The 22,826-nt window shown below is 70.6% G+C and carries 27 protein-coding genes and 2 pseudogenes; 10 read left to right on the top strand and 19 right to left on the bottom strand.

The window, feature by feature from the left end; all coding sequences use genetic code 11:
- Nucleotides 1-8: 8 nt before the first annotated feature.
- The 13 genes and pseudogenes from GVO57_RS07250 to GVO57_RS07195 all read right to left on the bottom strand — a co-directional run bounded on the left by GVO57_RS07250 (nucleotide 9) and on the right by GVO57_RS07195 (nucleotide 8,285).
- The gene (locus GVO57_RS07250; RefSeq protein ID WP_160592590.1) at nucleotides 9-596 is read right to left on the bottom strand and encodes a tail tape measure protein; all 588 of its coding nucleotides are present in this window, start codon (nucleotides 594-596) and stop codon (nucleotides 9-11) included.
- Nucleotides 589-789: a phage tail assembly chaperone gene (locus GVO57_RS07245; protein WP_160592589.1), complete on the bottom strand. Its 201-nt coding sequence runs from the start codon at nucleotides 787-789 to the stop codon at nucleotides 589-591. Before GVO57_RS07245 ends, GVO57_RS07250 begins: the two co-directional genes overlap by 8 nt.
- Before the next feature lie 2 nt (nucleotides 790-791).
- Nucleotides 792-1,103 carry a gene transfer agent family protein gene (locus tag GVO57_RS07240; protein ID WP_160592588.1) on the bottom strand — a complete coding sequence of 104 codons (312 nt, stop codon included), beginning with the start codon at nucleotides 1,101-1,103 and terminating at the stop codon, nucleotides 792-794.
- Nucleotides 1,100-1,507, bottom strand: a complete 408-nt coding sequence (locus tag GVO57_RS14930; protein ID WP_233281550.1) for a phage major tail protein, TP901-1 family — start codon at nucleotides 1,505-1,507, stop codon at nucleotides 1,100-1,102. The genes GVO57_RS07240 and GVO57_RS14930 overlap by 4 nt, the downstream gene beginning before the upstream one ends.
- 147 nt (nucleotides 1,508-1,654) lie before the next feature.
- Nucleotides 1,655-1,939, bottom strand: a pseudogene (gene gp17 / locus GVO57_RS14925) (tail completion protein gp17); the annotation flags it as partial.
- Nucleotides 1,936-2,154 carry a hypothetical protein gene (locus GVO57_RS07230; protein ID WP_160592586.1) on the bottom strand — a complete coding sequence of 73 codons (219 nt, stop codon included), beginning with the start codon at nucleotides 2,152-2,154 and terminating at the stop codon, nucleotides 1,936-1,938. The pseudogene gp17 and the gene GVO57_RS07230, both read right to left, overlap by 4 nt.
- Complete coding sequence (locus GVO57_RS07225) at nucleotides 2,154-2,735, bottom strand: head-tail connector protein (RefSeq protein ID WP_233281277.1); 582 nt, start codon at nucleotides 2,733-2,735, stop codon at nucleotides 2,154-2,156. Before GVO57_RS07225 ends, GVO57_RS07230 begins: the two co-directional genes overlap by 1 nt.
- A gap of 45 nt (nucleotides 2,736-2,780) precedes the next feature.
- Nucleotides 2,781-5,057 carry a hypothetical protein gene (locus tag GVO57_RS07220; protein ID WP_160592585.1) on the bottom strand — a complete coding sequence of 759 codons (2,277 nt, stop codon included), beginning with the start codon at nucleotides 5,055-5,057 and terminating at the stop codon, nucleotides 2,781-2,783.
- Entirely contained in the window at nucleotides 5,057-5,332 is a 276-nt protein-coding gene (locus GVO57_RS07215; RefSeq protein ID WP_233281276.1) for a spike base protein, RCAP_Rcc01079 family, read from the bottom strand. Before GVO57_RS07215 ends, GVO57_RS07220 begins: the two co-directional genes overlap by 1 nt.
- A 78-nt stretch (nucleotides 5,333-5,410) precedes the next feature.
- Entirely contained in the window at nucleotides 5,411-6,436 is a 1,026-nt protein-coding gene (locus tag GVO57_RS07210) for a phage major capsid protein (protein ID WP_407695727.1), read from the bottom strand.
- A 59-nt stretch (nucleotides 6,437-6,495) separates the two neighbouring features.
- On the bottom strand, nucleotides 6,496-6,636 hold the full coding sequence (locus tag GVO57_RS15420) for a hypothetical protein (protein ID WP_327785500.1): 141 nt from the start codon (nucleotides 6,634-6,636) through the stop codon (nucleotides 6,496-6,498).
- A gap of 202 nt (nucleotides 6,637-6,838) precedes the next feature.
- Entirely contained in the window at nucleotides 6,839-7,162 is a 324-nt protein-coding gene (locus GVO57_RS07200) for a DUF6127 family protein (RefSeq protein ID WP_160592583.1), read from the bottom strand.
- Nucleotides 7,152-8,285, bottom strand: coding sequence for a phage portal protein (locus tag GVO57_RS07195; protein WP_160592582.1), 1,134 nt, complete (start codon nucleotides 8,283-8,285; stop codon nucleotides 7,152-7,154). Before GVO57_RS07195 ends, GVO57_RS07200 begins: the two co-directional genes overlap by 11 nt.
- Before the next feature lie 290 nt (nucleotides 8,286-8,575).
- Between GVO57_RS07195 and GVO57_RS07190 the strand changes: the two genes are divergently transcribed.
- The 8 genes and pseudogenes from GVO57_RS07190 to GVO57_RS07155 all read left to right on the top strand — a co-directional run bounded on the left by GVO57_RS07190 (nucleotide 8,576) and on the right by GVO57_RS07155 (nucleotide 15,280).
- Complete coding sequence (locus GVO57_RS07190; RefSeq protein ID WP_407695680.1) at nucleotides 8,576-9,265, top strand: peptidylprolyl isomerase; 690 nt, start codon at nucleotides 8,576-8,578, stop codon at nucleotides 9,263-9,265.
- Nucleotides 9,266-9,327: 62 nt separating this feature from the next.
- Entirely contained in the window at nucleotides 9,328-10,215 is an 888-nt protein-coding gene (locus tag GVO57_RS07185) for a TraB/GumN family protein (protein WP_160592581.1), read from the top strand.
- 138 nt (nucleotides 10,216-10,353) lie between these two features.
- Nucleotides 10,354-10,956: a 50S ribosomal protein L25/general stress protein Ctc gene (locus tag GVO57_RS07180; RefSeq protein WP_160592580.1), complete on the top strand. Its 603-nt coding sequence runs from the start codon at nucleotides 10,354-10,356 to the stop codon at nucleotides 10,954-10,956.
- A gap of 127 nt (nucleotides 10,957-11,083) precedes the next feature.
- Nucleotides 11,084-11,653 carry an aminoacyl-tRNA hydrolase gene (pth, locus tag GVO57_RS07175; RefSeq protein ID WP_160592579.1) on the top strand — a complete coding sequence of 190 codons (570 nt, stop codon included), beginning with the start codon at nucleotides 11,084-11,086 and terminating at the stop codon, nucleotides 11,651-11,653.
- Between the two features lie 5 nt (nucleotides 11,654-11,658).
- Nucleotides 11,659-12,263 (top strand): annotated as a pseudogene (locus GVO57_RS07170) (TIGR02466 family protein).
- A gap of 113 nt (nucleotides 12,264-12,376) precedes the next feature.
- The gene (gene ychF, locus GVO57_RS07165) at nucleotides 12,377-13,477 is read left to right on the top strand and encodes a redox-regulated ATPase YchF (RefSeq protein WP_160592578.1); all 1,101 of its coding nucleotides are present in this window, start codon (nucleotides 12,377-12,379) and stop codon (nucleotides 13,475-13,477) included.
- Nucleotides 13,470-14,738, top strand: a complete 1,269-nt coding sequence (locus GVO57_RS07160; protein ID WP_160592577.1) for an alkaline phosphatase family protein — start codon at nucleotides 13,470-13,472, stop codon at nucleotides 14,736-14,738. Before ychF ends, GVO57_RS07160 begins: the two co-directional genes overlap by 8 nt.
- Nucleotides 14,739-14,830: 92 nt before the next feature.
- On the top strand, nucleotides 14,831-15,280 hold the full coding sequence (locus GVO57_RS07155; RefSeq protein WP_160592576.1) for a MaoC family dehydratase: 450 nt from the start codon (nucleotides 14,831-14,833) through the stop codon (nucleotides 15,278-15,280).
- 31 nt (nucleotides 15,281-15,311) lie between these two features.
- On the opposite strand, the gene GVO57_RS07150 is transcribed toward GVO57_RS07155, so the two are convergent.
- From GVO57_RS07150 to trmD, 3 genes are all read right to left on the bottom strand, one after another.
- On the bottom strand, nucleotides 15,312-16,727 hold the full coding sequence (locus GVO57_RS07150) for an AMP-binding protein (RefSeq protein ID WP_160592575.1): 1,416 nt from the start codon (nucleotides 16,725-16,727) through the stop codon (nucleotides 15,312-15,314).
- Nucleotides 16,728-16,867: 140 nt separating this feature from the next.
- The gene (gene rplS / locus GVO57_RS07145; RefSeq protein ID WP_160592574.1) at nucleotides 16,868-17,257 is read right to left on the bottom strand and encodes a 50S ribosomal protein L19; all 390 of its coding nucleotides are present in this window, start codon (nucleotides 17,255-17,257) and stop codon (nucleotides 16,868-16,870) included.
- 3 nt (nucleotides 17,258-17,260) lie between these two features.
- Entirely contained in the window at nucleotides 17,261-17,998 is a 738-nt protein-coding gene (trmD, locus tag GVO57_RS07140) for a tRNA (guanosine(37)-N1)-methyltransferase TrmD (protein ID WP_160592573.1), read from the bottom strand.
- A 130-nt stretch (nucleotides 17,999-18,128) separates the two neighbouring features.
- Between trmD and eda the strand changes: the two genes are divergently transcribed.
- Entirely contained in the window at nucleotides 18,129-18,743 is a 615-nt protein-coding gene (gene eda, locus GVO57_RS07135) for a bifunctional 4-hydroxy-2-oxoglutarate aldolase/2-dehydro-3-deoxy-phosphogluconate aldolase (protein ID WP_160592572.1), read from the top strand.
- Between the two features lie 215 nt (nucleotides 18,744-18,958).
- Here eda and GVO57_RS07130 read toward each other — a convergent pair whose 3' ends face one another.
- Nucleotides 18,959-19,705: a prepilin peptidase gene (locus GVO57_RS07130; RefSeq protein WP_407695679.1), complete on the bottom strand. Its 747-nt coding sequence runs from the start codon at nucleotides 19,703-19,705 to the stop codon at nucleotides 18,959-18,961.
- Nucleotides 19,706-19,892: 187 nt separating this feature from the next.
- Between GVO57_RS07130 and GVO57_RS07125 the strand changes: the two genes are divergently transcribed.
- Nucleotides 19,893-21,080 (top strand): acetyl-CoA C-acyltransferase, encoded by a 1,188-nt coding sequence (locus GVO57_RS07125; protein WP_160593883.1) that lies wholly within the window; start codon nucleotides 19,893-19,895, stop codon nucleotides 21,078-21,080.
- 51 nt (nucleotides 21,081-21,131) lie between these two features.
- Here GVO57_RS07125 and GVO57_RS07120 read toward each other — a convergent pair whose 3' ends face one another.
- Nucleotides 21,132-22,352 (bottom strand): hypothetical protein, encoded by a 1,221-nt coding sequence (locus GVO57_RS07120; protein ID WP_160592571.1) that lies wholly within the window; start codon nucleotides 22,350-22,352, stop codon nucleotides 21,132-21,134.
- Between the two features lie 68 nt (nucleotides 22,353-22,420).
- Nucleotides 22,421-22,723, bottom strand: a complete 303-nt coding sequence (locus GVO57_RS07115) for an Hpt domain-containing protein (RefSeq protein WP_160592570.1) — start codon at nucleotides 22,721-22,723, stop codon at nucleotides 22,421-22,423.
- Between the last annotated feature and the right edge of the window lie 103 nt (nucleotides 22,724-22,826).

Below are 22,826 nucleotides of genomic sequence, written 5' to 3'. Positions count from 1 at the left end.
TCTGTGGTTCAGCCGAGCGCCCGGCGGACCTCGCGCGCGATCTGGCGGCTGGACCGCGCCAGCGCCTGCGCCTGATCGGTGCCGCCGGGCGCGTTGACGGTGATCGCGATGCGCACGTCGCGGCCCGGCGCAGCGCCGGGCGCGATCCGGCCCGACATGGTCGGCACGAACAGTTCCGGCCCCCGCTCACCGACCAGATAGGCCTGGCCGGGGCTGACCGGCCCGCCGGTCGCGCGGCCCGGCAGTCCGCCGATCAGGCCGCCGGTCAGCCCGCCGAGCAGACCGCCGGCAATCCCGCCCCTGCCCGTCCCGCCCCCGCCAGCACCGATGCCGGCCAGGATTGCGCCGATGCCCGATGTGACGGCGGATGCGGCGATCTCGCCCAGCACCTGCAACGCCACGCGCTTCAGATCCTCAAAGCCCAGCCGGCCGGTGCGCACCGCGCGGGCCAGCACCGCCTCCAGCCCGCGCCCGGCGCGCGCCACCCCGTCGCCGAACGGCCCTTCGAGCTGGGCGCGCATCGCCTCCAGATCGCGGGCAAAGCCGGCGGTGTCGGCGCGCACGCCGATCACCAGCCGTTCGATTTCCTCATCCATCGGGAAACAGCTCCTTCAGCCTTGTGAGCAGCGCGCCATCGGCGGGCACCTCCGCCGTCGGGACCAGACCGGCCACCGCCAGCGCCAGATCGGCAGGCGTCGCCGCCCAGAACTCATCGGGCCGCCAGCCGAGCATCGCCTGGGCGTGCCCCGCCAGCTGCGCGGCGGCGGCGGAAAAGCCACGCCCGGCCATGGTCAGCGCCCCTCAAGGATCTGGCGCAGCAGCGTGGCGAGCGCCGGTGTCGCGGCGGCAAGCCCGGCCGCCGCCACCGCCTCGCCGAGCGCTTCGCGGCTCAGCTCCACCGGCCGGTCGCGCAGGCAGTGCCAGAACAGCGCAGTCATCTCCTGCAGGGTCAGCTGACCGGCGGCGGCACGCTCGACAAGCGCAAACAGCGACCCGAGTTCCGACTCCGCCGCCACCAGCGCCGCAAAGCTTGGCCGCAGCACCAGATCGGCCGCGCCGACGCGCAGGCTGGCCTCGCCGCGCACGGGATTGGCCCCGCTCACAGCGCGGCCACCGCGCCGGAGCTTTCAAGGGCAAGCGTGTAGCTGCGCTCGCCGTTGAAATCGCCGGCATAATCAAGGCGCGCGACGAGAAAGCGCCCCTGCATCCGCTCGCCGCCCTCAAAGCTCAACTCGCAGTCCGCGAGCGTCCCGGACAGCGCATGGGCCTTCAGCCGCGCCTCAGCCGCCGAACCGGTGAACACGCCCGCGCCCGACACCGAGACTGACCGGACCCCGGCCCCCGACAGCAATTCGCGCCAGCCGCCCGACCCCTTGTTGGTCACGACCACCGCTTCGCCATTGATGCTCAGCTGCGTCGTGCGCAGCCCGGCCACGGTCTGATAGGCGGGCGGTGCCGCACCATCGCTGATCTTGAGCAGAAACGCGCTCCCGCGTTCAATCGGCATCGCCTTGTCTCCCTTGTTTCGCACGGGCCTCGTCCGGGCCCCGCCATCGGCCAGCATCCGCAGCCGGTGTTCGACCAGCCCGGCCCAGCCACGCGCTTCGCGCAGCATCCGGACGCGGATCATCTGCGCGCCGCCCAGCATCCAGCCCGGCAGGCGGCGCGGCAGGCGCGTGAGCGCCGCATCGACCGCATCGACCAGATCGCCCGCCCGGCGCGGATCATCGCCCTCGTCGCGCACCCACAGCGCGATGCGCAGCTCGCGCCCCGCCGCGTCCTTGACCGACCAGTCGGCCCATTGCGGCGGTTCGACCTCGATCCAGGGCGGCGTGGCGCGCAGCGGCGGGCCGGCGAACACGCCATTCACCCGCGCGCGGATCGCCGCATCATCCTCAAGCGCGGCGATGATCGCCGCGACCAGTATCTGGGTCGTCATCGGATCAGCCCCTTGAGCGCGCGCAACGCGGGTTCGACGATGAAGCGGCGGCGCAGCCCGTGTCCGCTGACGATGATCCCGGACGGGATCCGCCGGGCGCGAATGCCGGCGCGGCCAAGCGCCTCGGCCAGCCGGTCAGCCACGCGCCCGCGCTTCGCCTCGGCCAGCGCCGCCGCGCGGGCGGCCAGCCCCGGCAGGAATCGCTGCCCGACCATCAGGCCAGCCCCATCCGGCGCCATGGCCGCCACAGCGCCGCGACCGCCGCAGGCGGCAGCGCCGCCGATGGCGTGCCCGGCATCTCGCGGCTGGAAAACAGATGAACGGCCAGGCGGACAATGCCCTGGGCGATGGGTGCGGGCAGCGCCGCCCAGTCCGGTGCCAGCCCGGCGCGATACTGGACGCGCACCCGGCCGGCAGCCCCCGGCGCGATCACCCGCAGCAATCCGGTGCCGTCCTCGTCAATGTCGATCGCATAGGCATCGACCGGCAGGGCAAAGCCCGCCCCCTCGGCCGGGATGCCCTCGACATTGAGGATCGCGGCGACCGGACGGGCCGCCAGCCGCTGCCAGTCGCCGCGCGCCGGCAGGATCTGCGCCGCGGTGCGGGACAGCATCTGACAACCGCAAAACGCCTCGCACAGGCCAAGCGCGGCGAGGATCTGCGCGTCGAGCACGGTCTCCTCGCCGGACTGGGTGATCCGCGCATGATCGCGCGCGGCCGCTCGTGCCGCGGCGAGGTCCGCGGCGGCCATTTCCGCCAATGTCAGCACATGCGCCTCCCCCGCCGGACGGCGCATGCCGCCCGGACCAGATGTTGATCGCCAGCCAAAAGGCTTTCCGGATCAGACAGTTGCTTCAAACGCCCCGGCCGCGCCGGTGCCGTCGTTGCGGCGGGCGGTGCCGGCCAGATCGAACGCCGCAAGCGCCCGGCCTGCCGGGATGCGGCCCAAGGCGGGCGAGCCGGCACCGCTCAAGCGGTAATCGCCGCCCCCCGGCCTGGCCTGACCACTCTGGTCGGACACGAAGGCGATACCCGCCTGCAGTACCGTGCCCGGATCGACATATTCACCGATCCAGTTGCCGCCGCTGGCATCGGGCGCGGTTGCGCCATCGGTGTCGCCGCGCGCAACGACATTCCAGGCCGATCCGACGCCATAGCGCGGATGCCAGTTGCCGGTGCGTCCCGTGCCGGTCCCGAACGTATCGGTCTTGATATTGAGCTGGCTGAAGATCGAGCCGCGCCGGCTCAGCCGCTTGACCACCCCGGCTGCGCCGGCCGCGTCGGTATAGGCAAGGTTCGAACGCCCCGCGATATCGACCCCCGGCACCGTCAGGTAATGTAGCACGACATTGGCGATCGGCTGGACCGCATCGTCGGCACCGATCTGCAGCGCGGGTTCGGACGGGGCGGCGGCAGCACGCTCGATGACGACATTGAGCATCCCGATGCCAAGGGCAACCGGGCGCTGGAACCCCAGCTGGCACGGCCCCGACAGACGCATGAACGCGCTGCTGACGATGATCGCCCCGTCATGCGTGACCGCATTGGGATGGCTGGTCGGGAACTCGCCCAGCCGCTGGCCGTCGAACCGGCACCCGGCGACGATATAGGGCGCGACCAGCCCCGACACGCCCGCTTGCAGCGTCACGCCCAGCGCCAGCGCCGCGCTGGTGCGGACGTTGGAGAAGGTGAACAGCGGGTTCGGCCCGCTCGTCACCGTCACGTTGCGCCAATAGACGAGCGGCACCTGATAGTTGATCTGCAGGCTGCCGCCCTGGCTGAGCGTCATCCCCTCGAACGCCAGCATCCGGCTGACACCGCCGCCGCCGTCGAGCGCGGTAAAGCCGCTATTGTGGACCGGGCAGGCAAAGCAGAGCTTGTCGGCCACGCCTACGATCTCGTTGACCACCGCGCGCACCGGGCCGGTCGCGCCGGGGCTGACCCGGATCTCGGTCCAGCATTTGCCAGCCGCAACCGCAGAGGTCGATCCGACGACATGGTCGGCACCCGCCCCGGCTAAGGCCTCCATCAGCCAGATGGTCGCGCCGCTGTGATCGTCATGGCCCTTATTGGCCGCGTTCCAGGCGCGCACGGCGGCAAGCGCGGCGGGGATGGTCGGATAAGGCGTCGCCTCGGCGCTCGCGCGGCTCGCGGCCACCGCGCCGCCGCTCGCCCCGATCCTGACGGCGGCATGCGCGCCGCCATAGCCCCCGGTCTTGTCGCACAGGAAGCGCAGCGGCGTGTGCGGGCGCGGCGTCGGCCAGGCAAAGCCGTCGCTCGCCACGCGCAGCACCGCCGAGGCATCGCCGATATGCGGATAGACATCCCATTCGACCTGGCAGGTCTGCCCTTGGATCAGCGGGGCAAGCGGGATCGAGCCCTTATAGGCCTCGGGCCGGGTGCCGGCGGTCTGGAAGTCGGACAGCGCCGGCTGGGTGATGACGCTCTCGGGCGTCGTGTTGCCGCTCTCGTCGCGCGCGATCGCCTTGATGCAATCGACCTGCCGGCCGCGCATCGCATGGGTGTGGACGGCGACCAGCTCGAAGGCAAAGGCGCTGCCGGTCGCCCGCTCCTCCTGCCGGTTGAGCGCGCCGGCCAGCGGCTTGGGATAGGCAAGGCTCGACTGGTTGGCGAGCCCCGCCACGCTGCCCGCCGGTGCCGCGCCATAATAGCCGGCCTCGGCCGTCGCCGAGACCAGCGTCGAGCCGGCATAGACATCCTCGGCCAGCGAGAAATGGACGGTCATCACCCCGGCCGTCGCCCCGGCCAGCCGCTGCGTCTGGTTGGGGGCCTGCCGCCGGATGACCGCGCCGCCGCGCACGGTGCGCGTGCGGGTGACGGCGACGCCATCCTCGAACCCCGGATCGCGGACCGTGAGCACGATGCGCGTCGGGTCGAAGGTCGCCCCGGCAATCTCGGGCAGCGTCACCCGCGCCACCCAGCCATTGCCGTCCGCCGCATCCGCGCCATCGGGCAGCGGCCCTGCACCCAGCACGGTCAGGCCGGTGATGGTGCTCGCGGGTGAGGGCGTCGGGGTCGGCGAAGGCGCGGGCGCTGTCCCCGCCGCGATGCGGCGCGGCCTCACCCCCAGCCCGACTGAAAAGCCGATCGCCGTCATCAGCAAAGCGCCACGATATGGGTCGCGCTGGTGCCGGTCGCGCGGACGAAACTGGCGCGGAACGGCAGGATCGCGCCGGCGGCCAGCCCCCGGAACACGGTGTCGCGGTCGTCGTTCATGCCGCGCGCGACCAGATCGCCACCCCCGCCGATGAACAGCGCCTTGGGCAGATGGGGCAGCGGAACGGTGTCGCTGGGCGTGACGGCAAGCGCGCGGGTGGCCGGCGCGCTCACCCCGTCGACCAGCCCGGCAAAGGGATCGGACATGGCGGGCATCTCCAGAAGATGGGAAAACAGGGACGGGTCCGGCCCTGCCACCCCGATTGGCGTGGCAGGGCCTGAAGCCGGTGCCGGTCAGCTGGCCGAGAAGCGCAGCAGCTTGATCGCCTCGCTGTTCGCAACCGCGCCGCCCAGCCGCTTGACCGCATAGAAATGGACGAACGGCTTGTTCGAGAACGGATCGCGCAGGATGCTCGTCTCGCCACGCTCAGCAATCAGATAGCCGATGCGGAAGTTGCCGAACGCGATCGACAGGCTGTCGGGCGCGATGTCGGGCATGTCCTCGGCCTCGACCACCGGATAGCCGAGCAGCGTGTCGGGCTGACCGCCGGTCAGGCCGGGCTGCCACAGGAACGCGCCGTCGGCGGTCTTGAACTTGCGGATGCGGGCCAGCGTCGCCGCGTTCATTACGAACGCCGCTCCCTGACGATAGGGCGCGCGCAGCGACTGGATCAGATCGACCAGCCGGTCCTGCGGATTGCTGGCCGGAAATCCGCCCGCAGCACCGGCAGGCAGATATTGCAGCGTCCCGAACGGGCGCGTCGCGTCGCCGGCGGTGCTGACCGGCCCGGCCAGGAAGCCGCGCGGCTTGTTGACGCCGTCACCAGCGACAAAGGCCGCCCCCTCGGCGCGGGCAAACTCGGTCGCGATTTCGCCGGCCAGCCACGCCTCGACATCGAACGCGGCATCGTCGAGCATCGCCTGACTGGCGGCGGGATTGGCGTAAAGCTCGCCCATCGGCGGGGCGATTTCGCGGAAATCGGGGGTGTCGGTTTCCGGCCGCGACGCCGTTTCGCTGACCCAGCCCGACGGCGTGCCGCCGGTCGTCACCAGCTTGCGATAGCCGGCCGATCCGACGCGCACGACCCCGGCGATCGCCCGGATCGGCGACAGGCTGACGAGCGTGGCATCGATGCGCGCATCGATCTCGCGCGGCACGGCAAAGCCGCCCTCGATGCCGCTGGTGCCCGCCAGGCTCTTGACCTCATGGTCCGCCCCGCGCCGCAGATACCCCTCGACAAAGGCGCTCCGCGCGCCCTGGTCGCGTGCGGCGGCCAGCGGCGGACGCTGCCCGCTCCCCGCGCCGACGACACCCGCCATCGCCCCGAAACCCGCGCCAAGCGGGCCCGTTCCCTGTTCCATCACTGTCTCCTTGGCTGTTACTCGACCGCAATCACCCGCGCCCAGGCCTGCATCGGCAGGTGCACTAGGCTGACTTCCATCAGCGCGAGATCGATCAGCTCGCGCGCTGCTGCCGACCGGCGCGCCGCGCGCACGCGGTAACCGATCGAAAGGCCCATGCCGGGCCGGACCGGCCGGTCGGTCCGGCAGACGACCGCCAGCCCCTGACCGTCCTCACCCAGCCATTCGACCGTGCCCGCTGGCGCGCCATGTTCCCACAGCAGCGGCAGCGGCGCGGATGCGGCGGCAAAGGCATGGGGGCGGATGATGTCGCCCCCCGATCGGGCCGGTCGAAAATCGCGGCATAGCCGGAAAAGCGGATCACGCCCCCCGGCTCCACGGCCCCAGCCCCCACGCCCCGAGCCGCACCGTCAGCCCGAGAACGAGCAGCGCCAGCAACATCCGCGCCAGCCAGCCGGCAAGCGCCTTCAGCGCCGAGCTGCGCACGTCGCGCCACGCCTTCAACAGCCCGCGCAGCTCGCGCACATCGCGGTCGGCATGCTCATCGGCCAGGCCCAGCGCCTCGAGCGCCCGGTGCGCGCCAAGCGCGCTCGCCTCCTCGATCAGCCCGCGCAGCGTCGTCATCGCCGCGCCCTCGTCCCGCGCCTGCTGCACCAGCGCGGCAAGCACCATCTCATTGGCCATCGACCATCTCCGATCCGCGCGGTCCAAGGCCGATCATCGCCCGCTTCTCGTCCGCGGTCAGGAAATCGGCGCTGCCCAGCATCGTCCACAGCCGCTCGCGCTCCTCGGCCAGCTCGGGCACCCGGTCGACATCGACGGCCAGCATGAGGTCCGGCCGCCATGGCCGCAGCGCCTGGGCCAGTCCGGTCAGGATCTTGGCGGCCAGCGGCAGGATGGTCAGCCGCCACAAGGCCCGGTTGGCCTCGCGGTAATTGGCATAGGTGGCATCGCCAGGCAGACCGAGCAGCATCGGCGGCACGCCGAACGCCAGCGATATCTCGCGCGCGGCAACCGCCTTCAGCTCGACAAAATCCATATCGGCGGGGGTCAGGCTCAGCGCCTGCCATTTCAGCCCGCCTTCCAGCAGCAATGGCCGCCCGGCATTGCCCGCGCCCTGGAACAGCTGGTCCAGCTCGCCGCGCAGCCGGGCGATCTGGTCGGCCGACAGCGGCATCCCCTCGCCCGGATCATGGATCAGCGCGCCCGATGGCCGGGCGGCATTGTCGAGCAGCGCCTTGTTCCACCGCGTCGCGGCATTGTGGATGGCGACCGCCCCAGCCGCTGCGCCCAGACAGCCCAGCCCCCTGTGATCATCGAGCGGGTGGAACGCCTTTAGGTGCACGACCTCAGGCTGCGGACCGGCGGGATCGAGCCGCAGCACGCTGTCCCCGGCACGGTAGACATAGGTGGCGGGCCAGCCGCGCGCATCGGCCTCGATGGTGATGCGTTCGGGCCGCAGCGCGAACAGCTCGACCGGCGCACCGCTGTCGGCGGCCATGATCTGGACATAGGCATTGCCATTCAGCAGCAGATGCGCGGCGACCGTCTCGACCAGATCCTGCCCGCCCGATTTGGCGGCGATCAGCGCGGCAGCATCGGGATCGGAGCAGGCGATCGGTGCCTGACCGACGCTTTCGGCCACCAGCCGGACCGCGCGCTGCGCAACCGGATTGGCCGCATAGGCATCGCGAACCTGCGCTTCATAGCTGCGCGGCCAATCCCCGCCCTGCGCGCCAAGGGCAAAGTCGCGCCCAAGCGCCGGCCGCGCCGCAGGGCGCGCCGATTTGCGTCCGAACCTGAACATGACTGCTCCCCATCGCCCGGGCCGGCCCCGCCCAGGCGGCCCGGCATCGCCGGCACGAAAACGGGCCGGGAGGCATGTGCCCCCGGCCCGGCCGGCTTTTCTCACGATGCGCTGCTTGTGCCATATGAGCGTGACAATGTCAATCTGTTTTTGCCTATCTGGTTATTTTTTATCGCCTCCCAGGCACGCGCCTCCGCGCATGTCGCGTGCCCCAGCACTCCGGGCATTGAGCGCCGCAGCGCAACAGGGCAAAAGCCGGTCTGCAACGCTCAGGCCATGGGGAGATGCAGATGAGCAACCACAGCGGCAGCCCGGACCGCCGCCTGACGGGGCGTCGGCCCATTCTGGGCAGGGCCGCCCTTATCGGCCTGCTCTGCGCCATGGCGGCGGTGCCGGCGGCCGCGCTTCGCGCCCAGCCTGCGCCGCCACCCGCGACGTCCCCCGCGCCGGCACCGGTGCGCGTCACGCTCCAGACCGCGCTCGGGCCGATCGTGATCGAGGTGGACCGCGCCCGTGCGCCCGTCACTTCCGCCAATTTCCTGCGCTATGTCGATCAGAAGCGGCTCGACGGCGCGAGCTTCTACCGTGCCGCCGCCTCGCCCGGATCGACCGAATATGGGCTGGTGCAGTTCGGCCTCAATCCGCTGCCGCAAAGGCTGTTGCCGCCGATCGCGCATGAACCCACGACGCGCACCGGCCTGACGCATCTGAGCGGCACGATCTCGCTGGCGCGCGGCGCACCCGGCACCGGTCAGGGCGACTTCTTCATCGTGGTGGGCGACATGCCCTCGCTCGACGCCGATCCCAAGGCCGCGGGCGACAATCAGGGCTATGCCGCGTTCGGCCGCGTGGTCGAGGGCATGGACGTGGTGCGCGCCGTGCTGGCCGCGCCGATCTCGCCGACGCTCGGCTCGGGCAGCTTCCGGGGCCAGATGCTGGCCGCGCCGGTGCGGATCACCAGCGCCCGGCGGGTTCCCTGAACCGCCGCCGGGCGGCACCAAGGTTGCGATCCGTTCACCTCTTCGGCGATAGGAACACGCGCATGCGCACACTGATCTCGGGCCTGCTGGCCTTCACCCTCGCCGCCTGTTCGGCCGCCCCTGCCCCGGCCCGTCCGGCCATCTGGAAGGTCGCGGACCCCGACACCACCATCTATCTGTTCGGCACCGTGCATGTGCTGCCCCCCAGGATCGACTGGCAGACGCCCAGGCTCAAGGACACGCTGGCCAGCGCCGATGAGCTGGTGCTGGAAATCGCCGATCAGGACGACAAGCAGCAGATGGCGGCGACCTTTGCCGGCCTTGCCATCTCGCCGGGCCTGCCGCCGCTGGCCGACCGCCTGCCGGCGGACCGGCGCGCCAAGCTCGATGCGCTGCTTGCCAAGGCGGGGCTGAAGCCGGGCCAGCTCGACATGCTCGAAACCTGGGCGGCGGCGGTCACGCTCGGCTCTGCCGTCTATGCGGGGATGGGCATGACCGTCGAAAACGGGGTCGAGCGCCAGCTGACGCGCGCGTTCAAGGACAATGGCAAGGATAAGGGCAAGAACAAGCGCATCGACGGGCTGGAGACGACCGCCCAGCAGCTCGGCTATTTCGACACGCTCGATGAAGCGACGCAGCGCGAGCTGCTGACCAGCATCGTCGATGATTCGGACAAGGCCGCCGCCGATTTCGACCAGATGATCACCGCCTGGTCGCGCGGCGACGTCAAGGCGATCGCCGAGACGTTCGACAACGAACTGCGCCGCTCGCCCGAACTGGCCGAGGTGCTGCTTGACCGCCGCAACGCCAACTGGGTCGGCTGGCTGCGCGACCGGATGGATCGGCCGGGCACGGTCGTCGTCGCCGTCGGCGCGGGCCATCTGGCGGGCAAGGGATCGGTGATCGAGCGCCTGGAAGCCGCCGGGCTGCGGGTCGAGCGGGTCCAGTAATCCCGGCGGACCGGAGCAGCGCGGGCGGCCAGCCTTGCGGTCGCGCGCCTTCTCGGCTATGCGCCCGCGCTTCCGCTATGGTCATCCCTGGAGGCGTGGCGGATAAACTGTGCAACCGACAAGATTTGGAGACATGCGATGAGCGAGACGCTGACGCTGTCGGCCGAGGTGCGCGAGCGGGCAGGCAAGGGAGCCTCCCGCGCCATTCGCCGCGAAGGCCGCGTGCCCGCCGTCATTTACGGCAACAAGGAAGAGCCGCTGGGCATTCACGTTGAAGAACGTGCGCTCAACAAGCTGCTCAACACCGGTCACTTCATGAACGCGGTGGTGATGATCGAAACGCCGAACGGCGCGATCCGCACCCTGCCCAAGGACGTCCAGTTCCACCCGGTGACCGACCGTCCGCTGCATGTCGACTTCCTGCGCATCGGCGAACATTCGACCGTGACGGTCGAAGTGCCGGTGCACTTCACCAACGAAGCGGCCTCGCCGGGCCTGAAGCGCGGCGGCGTGCTCAACATCGTCCGCCACGAGATCGAACTGGTGGTCGATGCCGCCGAGATCCCGGACGAAGTGATCGTCGATCTGGCCGGCTATGAAGTCGGTGATTCGATCCATGTCAGCCAGATCAAGCTGCCGGCCGGCGCGCGCGCCGCGATCGAAGACCGCGACTTCACCATCGCGACCATCATCGCGCCGTCGGGTCTGAAGTCGTCGGAAGGCGAAGCCGCCGAAGGCTGATTCCGGCCGATAACCGGTGTTTGACCGGCCACCGCCCCCGCGCCTTTGGCCAGGGGGCGGTGGCCGGAACATCTGAAGCCGCCGGGCCGCGCAGGACAGTCACCCACCCCCGCCAGGACGGGCAGCGATGCAGATCTGGGTCGGCCTGGGCAATCCGGGCGCGCAATATGCGCTTCACCGCCACAATGTCGGCTTCATGGCGATCGATGCGATCGCCGAAGTGCACGGTTTCCCCGCCCCCCGCCGCGCCTTTCAGGGCTGGGCGCAGGATGGCCGGATCGGCGCGCACAAGCTGCTGCTGCTGAAGCCCGCAACCTTCATGAACGAAAGCGGCCGCGCGATCGGCGAGGCGATGCGCTTCTACAAGCTGACGCCCGCGGACGTGACCGTGTTTCACGACGAACTCGATCTCGCGCCCTTCAAGGTCAAGGTGAAGCAGGGCGGCGGCACCGCCGGACATAACGGCCTGCGCTCGACCGAGGCGCATATCGGCGCCGAGTTCCGCCGGGTGCGGCTGGGCATCGGCCATCCCGGCCACAAGGACCGGGTGACCGGCCATGTGCTCGGCAATTTCGCCAAGGCGGAAATCGAGCCGCTGACCGACATGCTGGGCGCGATCGCCGCCGAGGCAGGCTCGCTTGCCGCCGGCGATGCCACGCGCTTCATGAACGACGTCGCGCTCAGGCTGCAGGACTGAGGATCATGACGGTCCGCCATCTCTTTGCCACCCCGCTTTACGAGGCCGATCTGGGCCAGCCGGCGCTGATCGCCGAACTGGCCGATGCGGCCCGTGCGCTCGCCGCCGAGGACCGCGCCGGGCAGCGCTGGTCACGCGCCAATGGCTATCGCGGCTACACCTCCTATGCCTCGCTCAACGATCTGCCGCTGCGCGATCCGCGCTTTGCCGATCTGAAAAAGCTGCTCGACCGTCATGTTGCCGGCTTTGCCGAGCAGGCGGCACTCGATCTCGCCGGGCGGCGGCTGAAGCTCGACAGCCTGTGGGTCAACATCCTGCGCCCGGGCGGCGCGCACAGCGGCCATATCCATCCGCACAGCGTGGTGTCAGGCACGCTCTATGTCGAAACGCCGCCGGGCGCGGGGGCGATCCGGTTTGAAGACCCGCGCCTGCCGCTGCTGATGGCAGCGCCGCTCCGCCGCGCCGACGCACCGGCGGAAACACAGAATTTCGTCCATGTCGCCCCGCCCCCGGCCGGCTGCTGCTCTGGGAAAGCTGGCTTCGCCACGAAGTCCTGCCCAGCACCGCCCGCGCCGACCGGATCAGCATCAGCTTCAACTATCGCTGGTGACGCGCGGGAGTTGCGGGAGCGGCCCGGATCGCCCTATGGGCGGGCGCTGACGAAGGGCGTCGGCCACGGCGCCGCACAGGACGCGGCCATGAACGCGCCGCAAGGGAGCATCCATGGGTTTTAAATGCGGCATTGTCGGGCTGCCCAATGTCGGCAAGTCGACGCTGTTCAACGCGCTCACCGAAACGGCGGCGGCGCAGGCGGCCAATTATCCCTTCTGCACGATCGAGCCCAATGTCGGGCAGGTCGCGGTGCCCGACCCGCGGCTCGACCGATTGGCGGAGATTGCAGGCTCGGCCAAGAAGATCGAGACGCAGCTCGCCTTTGTCGACATTGCCGGGCTGGTGCGCGGCGCATCGCGCGGCGAGGGCCTTGGCAACCAGTTCCTCGCCAATATCCGCGAGGTCGACGCCATCGTCCATGTGCTGCGCTGCTTTGAGGACGGCGACATCACCCATGTCGAGGGCCGGGTCGATCCGATCGCCGATGCCGAGACGGTCGAGACCGAGCTGATGCTCGCCGATCTGGAGAGCCTCGAAAAGCGGGTGCCCAACCTCGTCAAGCGCGGCCAGCAGGGCGACAAGGACGCCAAGGCCGCCGCCGCGATCCTGTCGCGGGTGCTCGACCTGCTGCGCGACGGCAAGCCGGCGCGGCTGGTCGATTGCCAGGACGAGGAGGAGCGCCGCCATTTCGACATGGCGCAGCTGCTGACCAGCAAGCCGGTTCTCTATGTCTGCAATGTCGACGAGGCCAATGCCGCCGACGGCAACGCGCTGTCGGCGCGGGTGTTCGCCAAGGCGGCGGCCGAAGGGGCGCAGGCCGTTGTCGTCTCGGCCGCGATCGAGGCGGAGATCGCGACGCTGGAACCGGGTGACCGGGCCTCGTTCCTCGCCGATCTCGGCCTTGAGGAAACCGGCCTCGCCCGGGTGATCCGCGCCGGCTATGCGCTGCTTGATCTCATCACCTTCTTCACCTGCGGCCCCAAGGAGGCGCGCGCCTGGACGGTGCACAAGGGCGCCCGCGCGCCGCAGGCGGCCGGGGTCATCCATTCGGATTTCGAACGCGGCTTCATCCGTGCCGAAACGATCGCCTATGACGATTATGTCACGACCGGCGGCGAAGCCGGCGCGCGCGAGGCGGGCAAGCTGCGCCAGGAAGGCAAGGACTATGTCGTCCAGGACGGCGACGTCATGCTGTTCCGCTTCAATGTCTGAACGGGGCGGCTGGCGGCGCGCGCTCGCCGCCCTGTTGCTGCTGGCCGCGCTGCTGGTGCCGGGCGGGCCGGTGGCGGCACGCGGCGCGGCGGCGCGGGTGCCGACCATCCTGATCTCGGTCGACGGCTTCCGGCCTGATTATCTGGAGCGCGGCGTCACCCCGGTGCTGTCGCGGCTGGCGCGCCAGGGCGCGACCGGGCCGATGCGCCCCGCCTTTCCGTCCAAGACTTTTCCCAATCACTGGACGCTCGTCACCGGCCTCAGGCCCGACCGGCACGGCATCGTCGCCAATGTGATGGAGGATGCGCGCCGCCCGGACGAACAGTTCACGATGGCGAGCGACGATCCGTTCTGGTGGAACGAGGCCGAACCGATCTGGGTCGCGGCCGAACGCGCCGGCGTGCGCACGGCGACGATGTTCTGGCCGGGGTCCAATGTCGGCTGGGGCGGCACCAAGCCCGCGGCACGCTATGCCCCGGTCGAAAGCGGCAGCCGCCCGGCCGACTGGGTGCAGTTCAACCAGGCGGTCACCGGGGTGCAGCGGGTAAATGCCGTGCTCGACTGGCTGCGCCGTCCGCCCGCGATCCGGCCCGGCTTCATCACCTTGTATTTCGACACGGTCGACACGGCGGGGCATGAATTCGGGCCTGACGATCCGCGCACCAACGCCGCCATCGCCGCGCTTGACCGCGACATCGGCCTGCTGATCGACGGGCTGGCGCGCCTCGGGGCGCGGGCCAATCTGGTGATCGTCGCCGACCATGGCATGGCCGCGACGTCGAGCGCGCGGGTGATCGCGCTCGACCGGATCGTCGATCCTTCGCTCTACCGGCTGGTCGAGGCCGGCCCCTATGCCAGCTTCGTGCCCGCCGCTGGCCGCGAAGCCGCGCTGGAAGCGGCGCTGCTTGCCCCGCACCCGCACATGCAATGCTGGCGCAAGGGCGATGTGCCGGCCCGGCTCGGCTATGGCCGCCACCCGCGCGTGCCGCCCTATCTGTGCCTTGCCGACAGCGGCTGGACGATCGTCCGCACCGCGCCGACCGAAAGCTGGACCGGCGGCGCGCATGGCTATGCGCAGGATGCGCCCGACATGGCGGCGCTGTTCATCGGCCATGGCCCGGCCTTCCGGCGCGGCACGCGGCTGTCCGGATTCGACAATGTTGCCGTCTATCCGCTGATCGCGCGGCTGCTTGGCATCCTTCCGAAAAAAGGTCTGGACGGGGACGCTACGGCATTGGCGGGCGCGCTTCGCCGCCGCTGAACGGGGTCTTGATCGCCCTGCCCGACCCGGTTCAGGCTCGCATCGATCCGGCGCGACAGCCGGACCGGGGAGCGGAACAGGATGACGGGCGCATGATCTATTTTGAGGATATCGAGGTCGGGGCGACGGCGCGGTTCGGGGCCTATCACGTCTTGCGCGAGGAGGTGATCGACTTTGCCCGGCGCTACGATCCCCAGCCCTTCCATTTGTCGGACGAGGCCGCCGCCCAGACCCATTTCGGCCGCATCGCCGCCTCGGGCTGGCACAGCTGCGCGATGATGATGCGGATGCTCGTCGATCACATGACCGAGACGAAACAGGCCGGCCTCGGCTCGCCCGGGATCGACGAGCTGCGCTGGCTGAAGCCCGTCTATCCGGGCGACACGCTGCGCATGGAAAGCGAGATCCTCGAGAAAACGCCGTCGCGCAGCCGCCCGGACATGGGCAGCTACAAGACGCGGGCGACGGTGTTCAACCAGCATGACGAACCGGTGATGACGCTGCGCTCGATCGGCCTGATCCGCCGCCGCCCGGCCGGCTGAGCCGGGCCTTGGCGTCAGGAGAGGATTGACGTCAGGAAAAGATTGACGCGTGGCGCTGCCGCAGCGCCGCCTTCTCGATCTTGCCCATGGTGTTGCGCGGCAGCGCGTCGACCACATGCACGGCCTTGGGGATCTTGTAGGCCGCCAGCCTGTCCCTGAGCGCCGCCGGGATCGATGCCGGATCGAGCCGGGCGCCAGCCGCAGGGGCGACGATGGCGACCACCGCTTCGCCGAAATCGGGATGCGGCACGCCGATCACCGCCGCCTCCGCCACGCCCGGCAGCCGGTCGATCTCGGCCTCGACCTCGGCCGGATAGACATTGAGCCCGCCGGTGATGACCAGATCCTTGGCGCGGCCGACAATGTGCAGATAGCCGGCATCGTCAAACCGGCCCAGATCGCCGGTGCGGAACCAGCCATTGGCGGCAAAGGCTTCGGCAGTGCGATCCGCCTGCCGCCAATAGCCGCCAAACACATTGGGTCCGCTGACCTCGATCCCGCCGACACCGTCATCATCGGGATCGTCGATGCGGATCGCGACCCCCGGCAGCGGCGGCCCGACACTGCCCGGCACCCGCGCCCCGGCGAGCGGGTTCGACGCCAGCATGCCCGTTTCCGTCATGCCATAGCGTTCAAGGATCGCATGGCCGGTGCGCGCGGCAAAGGCGCGGTGCACTTCGGCAGACAAGGGCGCCGAGCCGGAAATGAACAGCCGCATCGCCGCCACCCGGTCGGGCGTCAGGTCGGACCGGTCGAGCAGCCGGCTGTAAAAGGTCGGCACGCCCATCAGCACGGTCGCCCGCGCCAGATCCCCGGCCACCCGGCCGGCATCGAAGCCGCCATGCCAGATCATCCGCGCCCCGGACCCGAGCGCGCAGTGGCTGGCGACGAACAGGCCATGGACGTGAAAGATCGGCAGCGCATGGATCAGCCGGTCAGCGGCGGAAAATCCCCAGGCGCGGATCAGCGTCGTCGCATTGGCGGCAAGATTGCCATGGCTGAGCATCGCCCCCTTGGGCCGGCCGGTCGTGCCCGATGTGTAGAGGATCGCCGCCAGCGCATCGGCGGATGGCGGCGGCAGCGGCGACGGGGCGGCAGCGGCGGCCTCCCCGCCCAGCGCGGCCAGCATCGCGGCGTCGACAATCAGCGCCGGTTCGGCATCGGCGCGGAAATAATCCAGCTCATGCGCGGTCGCGCCGGGATTGACCGGCACATAGACGATGCCGGCGCGGATGGCGGCCAGATAGACGGTGAGCGCCTCGACCGATTTGGGCGCGGTCGCGAGGATGCGGTCGCCCGGCCGGACCCCGCGTGCGGCCAGCGCGGCGGCCAGCCGGGCGGTCATCGCGTCCAGATCGCCATAGCTGAGCGGCGTCAGCCCCGGTCCTTCGATCGCAATGGTGGCGGGATCGGCCGGAAACCCGGCCCGCAGCGTTTCAAACAGCATGACCCGTTCTTGCCTGCCCGGCGCGGCGCGGCAAGACCATGTCGCCGGGCGCGACGCGCGGAACCGGCTGATGCGAAAAGGGCCGGCCATCCCGCATGGATGGCCGGCCCTTCAGGTCGCGGTCGATGACCGGCCGACGCTTATTCGGCGGCGGTCGCCTCGGTCGTGCGGGTGTCGCGACGCTCGGCGATGCGCGCCGACTTGCCGCGGCGGCCGCGCAGATAATAGAGCTTGGCGCGGCGCACGACGCCCTTGCGGACGACTTCGATCGAATCGATGTTCGGCGAATAGAGCGGGAACACGCGCTCCACGCCTTCGCCGAACGAAATCTTGCGGACGGTGAAGCTCGACCCCATGCCCTTGTTCGCGCGCGCGATGCACACGCCTTCATAGGCCTGGACGCGGGTGCGGTCGCCTTCGACGACCTTCACGCCGACGCGCAGCGTGTCGCCCGGACGGAAATCGGGGATGCTCTTCGTTTCCTTGAACTTGGCGATCTGCTCGGCTTCGAGCTGCTGGATCAGATTCATGGTTCAGTCCCTGTCTCGTCGCTGCGCGCCAGAGGGCGGTCGGTCCCGAGCGCTCCTATAGCGCTCCCAAAGGTCCGGCCGCCTTAGCCGTGTATCGTCCGCCGCCCTTTGTGCCCGCCAGGCGGCGATCTTCGCATGATCCCCCGATCGCAGCACTTCGGGGATCGTGCGCCCTTCCCATGTGACAGGTCGGGTATATTGCGGATATTCGAGGAGCCCGCTTTCAAAGCTCTCCTCGACCCCGCTCGAAGCCGCGCCCATTACGCCGGGAAGCAGCCGAATGCAAGCATCAAGCAGGGTGAGCGCGGCCATCTCCCCGCCCGACAGCACATAGTCGCCGATCGACACCGGCTCGACCGGCCGGGCCTCGAACAGCCGCTCGTCCATCCCCTCGAACCGGCCGCACAGCAATGTGACCCCCGGCCCCGCCGCCAGCGTGCGCACCCGGTCCTGGGTCAGCGGCGCGCCGCGCGGCGTCATCGCCAGCACCGGGCAGTCGGGCCGCGCCGCCAGCGCCGCATCGACCGCGCGCGCCAGCACATCGGCCTTCATCACCATCCCCGCCCCGCCACCGGCCGGCGTGTCATCGACCGACCGGTGCCGGTCCTCGGCGAAATCGCGGATCTGGAGCGTGTCGAGCGTCCAGACCCCGGTGCCCAGCGCCCGCCCCGCCAGGCTGTGGCCAAGCGGTCCGGGAAACATGTCGGGGTAAAGGGTGAGGATCGTGGCAGCAAAACTCATGCCCCTCCCCTGACAGAAGCACGCGCCGCCGAAAACCCCGGCCACAAACCACTTGCGCGCCGCGGCACGGGCGGCAATGCCTCTGCGCGCCCCGCATGGGGGGCAGAGGCCGGAGACAGAAGGGGACAAGATGACCAGCCCGATCGAAACCGTCATGCGCACCGCGCCCGTGATCCCGGTGCTCGTCATCGACGATGTGGCAAGCGCCGCGCCGATTGCGGCCGCGCTGGTCGCCGGCGGGCTGCCGGTGCTGGAGGTCACGCTGCGCACGCCGGTCGCGCTCGACGTGATCCGCGAAATGGCGGCCGTCGACGGCGCAATCGTCGGCGCGGGCACGGTGCTCAATCCCGCCCAGCTCGATCAGGCGCTGGACGCGGGCGCACAGTTCATCGTCAGCCCGGGCCTGACCGACCCCCTCGCCCGTGCAGCGATCGACCGCCAGGCCGCGTTCCTGCCCGGCATCGCCAATGCGTCGGATATCATGCGCGGGCTGGATCTGGGGCTGGACCGGTTCAAGTTCTTCCCCGCCGAATCATCGGGCGGCATCCGCGCGCTCCGGGCGCTGTCGGGACCGTTCGGCGATGTCCGCTTCTGCCCGACCGGGGGCATCACCCCGGCGACGGCGGGCGAATGGCTGGATGAAGAGGCGGTGCTGTGCGTGGGCGGATCCTGGCTGGTCAAAGCCGGCATGGACATGGACGGCATCACCAAGAACGCCCAGCGCGCGGCGCAGCTGCGCCGCTAAGGGGGATTTTTTGCGCGCCTCACGGGCGCAGGGGCGGCACCGGCCCGCTCCCCCACCCGGCCACCCATATGATCCTGCCGTTGGGTGGCCGGGTGGGGGAGCGGGCCGGTGCCGCCGTGCGGCGTAAGCCGCACCACAAACAACCGGAGCGGGCCGGTGCCGTTCTTCCCAACCAACGACATCCGGTGCCGTTCTTGCCCTGATCGCCACCGCGCTCAGCCATGCGCGTAGGCGAACACCCAGATCGGCCATGCCGCCAGCGCCATCAGCGTCCCGAACGGCAGCCGCGTCTGCGGCCCGACCGCGACTCCGCGCCGCCACAGGATGAAGGCGGCGGCCAGCCCGACGAGCGCGGCGAGCACCAGCATCTGCGGCAGCAAGGCCCAGCCCAGCCAGGCCCCGATCGCGCCCAGCAGCTTGGGATCGCCGCCGCCCAGCCCTTCGCGCCCGCGCGCCAGCCGATAGCCAAGGCCGATCGCCGCCAGCCCCAGATAACCGGCTGCCAGGCCGATCACCCGGTCGATCGGCCAGGGCGGCGCGCCCAGCGCCCCGAAGGCGAGACCGGTGAGCGCGAGCGTGGCGGTCACCCGGTCCGGCAGCCAGAAATGATCGAGATCGGTGAGCGCCAGCAGCGCCAGCAGCCAGCCGAACAGCGCGCCGCCCAGCCCGGTCAGCCCCGGCGCCAGCCCGAATGCAGTCGCGCCGATCACGGCGCACAGCGCCTCCATCGCCGGATGACGCGGATCGATCCGCGCCCCGCACGCCGCGCAGCGCCCGCGCCGCACGGCAAAGCTGATCAGCGGCACCAGATCGCGCGCGCCGATCACCACCCCGCAGGCATCGCAGCGCGACCGGCCATGCATGACCGAGCGCCCGGCGGGCCAGCGCAGCGCGGCGGTGGCGAGGAACGATCCGGCAACCGCCCCCAGCACGCCCCCCAACGCTGCCCAGATCATGTCCATGGCCGGGGCTGCTAACCGCTTTGCCGGCAAAGGTCGATTGGCGGCGGGTCAGGGGGCAGGCGGGAGAACGGGTGGGGGAACGGGCGGCCAGGTCCTCCCGGCTTGAAATCGCGCCGGATCGTCCGCAAGGGGACGATCAAAGCCATTACCGCCAACAAAAAAGGTCCGCACCATGTCCGCAGATCCGATGTCCGCCGACCCGATCGTCATCCTGTCTTATGCGCGCACGCCGATGGGCGGGTTTCAGGGCGTGCTCGGCGGCGCGGGCGCGACCGCACTCGGCGCCAGCGCGGTCGGCGCGGCGGTTGCCCGCGCGGGCGTTGCCGGCGATGCGGTCGAGCGCATCTATATGGGCTGCGTGCTGCCCGCCGGGCTTGGCCAGGCCCCGGCGCGCCAGGCCGCGCTTCATGCCGGGCTGCCCCAGTCGGTCGAGGCCACGACCGTCAACAAGATGTGCGGTTCGGGCATGCAGGCCACGATCATGGCCGCCGAGGCGCTGGCCGCCCGGTGGGTCGACCTGATCGTCGCCGGCGGCATGGAGAGCATGACCAACGCCCCCTATCTGATGACCAAGCATCGCGGCGGGGCGCGCATCGGCCATGACCGGATGTTCGACCATATGTATCTGGACGGGCTGGAAGACGCCTATGAGCCGGGCAAGCTGATGGGCGCGTTCGCCGAAGAGGTGGCGGGCGAATATCAGTTCAGCCGCGCCGCGCAGGACGATTATGCGATCGCCTCGCTCACCCGCGCACAGGCCGCCCAGACGAGCGGCGCGTTCGACGACGAGATCGTCCCGGTCGAGATTGCCGGCCGCAAGGGCAATGTGACCATCAGCCTCGATGAACAGCCGCAAAAGGGCGATGCGGCGAAGATCCCGACGCTCCGGCCCGCCTTTGCCGCCAATGGCACGATCACCGCGGCCAATGCCTCGTCGATCTCGGACGGCGCGGCGGCGCTTGTCCTCACCCGCGCCAGCGTCGCGGAACGGCTGGGCGTGACGCCGGTTGCCCGCATCGTCGCCCATGCCGCCCATGCCCATCAGCCCGCACGCTTTACCACCGCCCCGGTGGCGGCGATGCGCAAGGCGCTGGACAAGGCCGGGTGGAGCGTCGGCGACGTTGATCTGTTCGAGGTGAACGAGGCCTTTGCCGTCGTGGCGATGATCGCGATGCGTGACCTGAGCCTCGCCCATGATGTCGTCAACATCCATGGCGGGGCCTGTGCGCTCGGCCATCCGATCGGCGCGAGCGGTGCGCGCATCCTCGCGACCCTCATCGCCGCGCTGCGCCGGCACGGGCAGAAAAGGGGCCTGGCCTCGCTGTGCATCGGCGGCGGCGAAGCGACCGCGATGGCCGTGGAGCTGATGGCCTGACCGGCCGGGCCGGGGTGCGCGTCCGGCGCATCCCGGCCCGCCCCCCCTGCATCAATGCGCGCGTGCGGGCGCAGCCATGCGCTGGACGGCCAGCAGGCTCGCCAGCGCATGGCCGGCAAGGGCGATCAGCCCCGCCTCCCACCAGCCGGCGGCGGCAAAGGGCGCGATCAGCCAGATCATATTGTCCGGCTCGGCCAGCCAGAGCGGCCGGCGCGGCGGCGGTCCCAGCCAGTGAACATGGCTGATGAGCGCCGCGACCAAGCCGAGGATGAAGAGCGCGAGCGCCAGCGGTGTCCAGCCCGCGGCCAGCCCCGTCGCGCCGCCCGACCGCACCCAGCCGAGCGCGAGCAGCGCCAGCGCCGCCGCCCCGCCCCGCACCAGCGTCCAGCGCGCATCGGTGCCGCCCGAACGCTGGCCCAAGGCGGCCAGATGCCGGGCCAGCGACCAGCACGGCGCGGCTGCCATCATCAGCGTCAGCCCCGCACCGGGCCAGCCGGCAAGGGCAAGCAGCGCGGCGGCCAGCCAGGCCGTCACCATGCCCAGCCGCAGCCAGGCAGGATCGATCCGGGCCGCCATCGCCGGCGCGGCGAGCCGCCCGACCAAAGGTGCGAACAGATGCCGGTCGACCAGCCCGGTCGGATGCTGAACGGCACGCGCGGCCAGCGCCCCTTCGGCGGCGAGCGCCGCACCGGCATCGGTTGCGGCCATGAACAGCGGCATCGGCGCCAGCGCTGCGGCGTCGACCTGCGCGGCATGGGCCTGCACCGCGCGGCGCAGCAGCGTTGAACAGAAATCCCAGTCGCCCAGCATCTGCGCCGTCTGGCGGATCGCCGCCTGGTCGGTCAGCATCACCCCCGCCCAGCGCGCACCCGGATCGATCAGTTCATGCGCGTGATATTGGGGCTGGTTGGGCAAAGTCAGGATGGCGGGGCCGGGCAGGCGCAGCAGCGCGGTCGCCGCCGCCGGCTCGGTCACCAGCGCATCGGCGATCAGCAGCACGCGCGCATCCGGCCCGATGCGGTCGGCCAGATCGGCGACCGACCGGGCAATGTCGACGGCCAGCCCGTCGCGGCGCAACCGGTCGACCGCCGCCGCCAGCCCGGCGGTCAGACGTTCGGCATGGATGACGATATGGCGCAGCCCGGCACGCGCCAGCAGGCGTGCCTGATGCTCGACGACGCTCTGCCCGGTCACCGACAATTCGGCGCGCAGGCCGGGTGCGTCGTCGGCCTCTTCATTGGCGATGATCAGTCCGGCGGTCGGCCCGTGCATGGCCCCGCGTTAGGCATTTCCGGCGCGCGGCGCAAAGGGGCGCGCGGCCTGTGCGACGGGTTCGGGTGTTATTGCACGCCCATCACGGCCAGCGCGCGCTCGATCGCGGCCAGCGCCTCGGCATCGCCGCGCGGGGCCGCGGCGGCCTCATCGGCCAGTTCGATCAGCCGCCCGGCACCGAAGCTTGCCGCCAGCCCTTTCAGGCGCAGCGCCGCTTCCTGCCATTCCGCATCGCTGCGCGCCCGCGCCATCGCATCGGCATGGCGCGCCGCACTGTCGATGAACGCCGACCGAAGCTCGGCCACCAGCCCCGGATCGTCGCCGACGGCGGCGGCAAGGGCGAGTTCGAGGGCGGAGGGTTCGTAGGACATGGGCGAAGACTAGCGCGGGGGGCGTTAACACTTCGTTTAAGAAGCAGGTCGCGGCCGGGCGCGCGGTGGCCGGCGGGGCGCTCGCCACTGGCTTGTTCTCAAG

This window comes from Sphingomonas changnyeongensis (genome assembly GCF_009913435.1).
Taxonomy (GTDB): Bacteria; Pseudomonadota; Alphaproteobacteria; order Sphingomonadales; family Sphingomonadaceae; genus Sphingomonas_B; species Sphingomonas_B changnyeongensis.
This window is presented reverse-complemented; position numbering and strand designations above follow the sequence as displayed.

Excerpts from the sequence above, each read along its gene's own strand:
- GVO57_RS07190 (WP_407695680.1), top strand. The coding sequence starts at position 8,576 with ATGAGCAACCACAGCGGCAGCCCGGACCGCCGCCTGACGGGGCGTCGG.
- GVO57_RS07245 (WP_160592589.1), bottom strand. The coding sequence starts at position 789 with ATGGCCGGGCGTGGCTTTTCCGCCGCCGCCGCGCAGCTGGCGGGGCAC.
- GVO57_RS15420 (WP_327785500.1), bottom strand. The coding sequence starts at position 6,636 with ATGGGCCTTTCGATCGGTTACCGCGTGCGCGCGGCGCGCCGGTCGGCA.
- GVO57_RS07115 (WP_160592570.1), bottom strand. The coding sequence starts at position 22,723 with ATGTCCTACGAACCCTCCGCCCTCGAACTCGCCCTTGCCGCCGCCGTC.
- GVO57_RS07225 (WP_233281277.1), bottom strand. The coding sequence starts at position 2,735 with ATGCGCCGTCCGGCGGGGGAGGCGCATGTGCTGACATTGGCGGAAATG.
- GVO57_RS07250 (WP_160592590.1), bottom strand. The coding sequence starts at position 596 with ATGGATGAGGAAATCGAACGGCTGGTGATCGGCGTGCGCGCCGACACC.
- GVO57_RS14930 (WP_233281550.1), bottom strand. The coding sequence starts at position 1,507 with ATGCCGATTGAACGCGGGAGCGCGTTTCTGCTCAAGATCAGCGATGGT.
- GVO57_RS07210 (WP_407695727.1), bottom strand. The coding sequence starts at position 6,436 with ATGGCGGGTGTCGTCGGCGCGGGGAGCGGGCAGCGTCCGCCGCTGGCC.
- GVO57_RS07230 (WP_160592586.1), bottom strand. The coding sequence starts at position 2,154 with ATGGTCGGGCAGCGATTCCTGCCGGGGCTGGCCGCCCGCGCGGCGGCG.
- GVO57_RS07155 (WP_160592576.1), top strand. The coding sequence starts at position 14,831 with ATGATCTATTTTGAGGATATCGAGGTCGGGGCGACGGCGCGGTTCGGG.
- GVO57_RS07130 (WP_407695679.1), bottom strand. The coding sequence starts at position 19,705 with ATGGACATGATCTGGGCAGCGTTGGGGGGCGTGCTGGGGGCGGTTGCC.
- GVO57_RS07220 (WP_160592585.1), bottom strand. The coding sequence starts at position 5,057 with ATGACGGCGATCGGCTTTTCAGTCGGGCTGGGGGTGAGGCCGCGCCGC.
- GVO57_RS07185 (WP_160592581.1), top strand. The coding sequence starts at position 9,328 with ATGCGCACACTGATCTCGGGCCTGCTGGCCTTCACCCTCGCCGCCTGT.
- pth (WP_160592579.1), top strand. The coding sequence starts at position 11,084 with ATGCAGATCTGGGTCGGCCTGGGCAATCCGGGCGCGCAATATGCGCTT.
- ychF (WP_160592578.1), top strand. The coding sequence starts at position 12,377 with ATGGGTTTTAAATGCGGCATTGTCGGGCTGCCCAATGTCGGCAAGTCG.
- GVO57_RS07180 (WP_160592580.1), top strand. The coding sequence starts at position 10,354 with ATGAGCGAGACGCTGACGCTGTCGGCCGAGGTGCGCGAGCGGGCAGGC.
- eda (WP_160592572.1), top strand. The coding sequence starts at position 18,129 with ATGACCAGCCCGATCGAAACCGTCATGCGCACCGCGCCCGTGATCCCG.
- GVO57_RS07150 (WP_160592575.1), bottom strand. The coding sequence starts at position 16,727 with ATGCTGTTTGAAACGCTGCGGGCCGGGTTTCCGGCCGATCCCGCCACC.
- trmD (WP_160592573.1), bottom strand. The coding sequence starts at position 17,998 with ATGAGTTTTGCTGCCACGATCCTCACCCTTTACCCCGACATGTTTCCC.
- GVO57_RS07160 (WP_160592577.1), top strand. The coding sequence starts at position 13,470 with ATGTCTGAACGGGGCGGCTGGCGGCGCGCGCTCGCCGCCCTGTTGCTG.
- GVO57_RS07215 (WP_233281276.1), bottom strand. The coding sequence starts at position 5,332 with ATGCCCGCCATGTCCGATCCCTTTGCCGGGCTGGTCGACGGGGTGAGC.
- GVO57_RS07125 (WP_160593883.1), top strand. The coding sequence starts at position 19,893 with ATGTCCGCCGACCCGATCGTCATCCTGTCTTATGCGCGCACGCCGATG.
- GVO57_RS07120 (WP_160592571.1), bottom strand. The coding sequence starts at position 22,352 with ATGCACGGGCCGACCGCCGGACTGATCATCGCCAATGAAGAGGCCGAC.
- GVO57_RS07200 (WP_160592583.1), bottom strand. The coding sequence starts at position 7,162 with ATGGCCAATGAGATGGTGCTTGCCGCGCTGGTGCAGCAGGCGCGGGAC.
- GVO57_RS07195 (WP_160592582.1), bottom strand. The coding sequence starts at position 8,285 with ATGTTCAGGTTCGGACGCAAATCGGCGCGCCCTGCGGCGCGGCCGGCG.
- rplS (WP_160592574.1), bottom strand. The coding sequence starts at position 17,257 with ATGAATCTGATCCAGCAGCTCGAAGCCGAGCAGATCGCCAAGTTCAAG.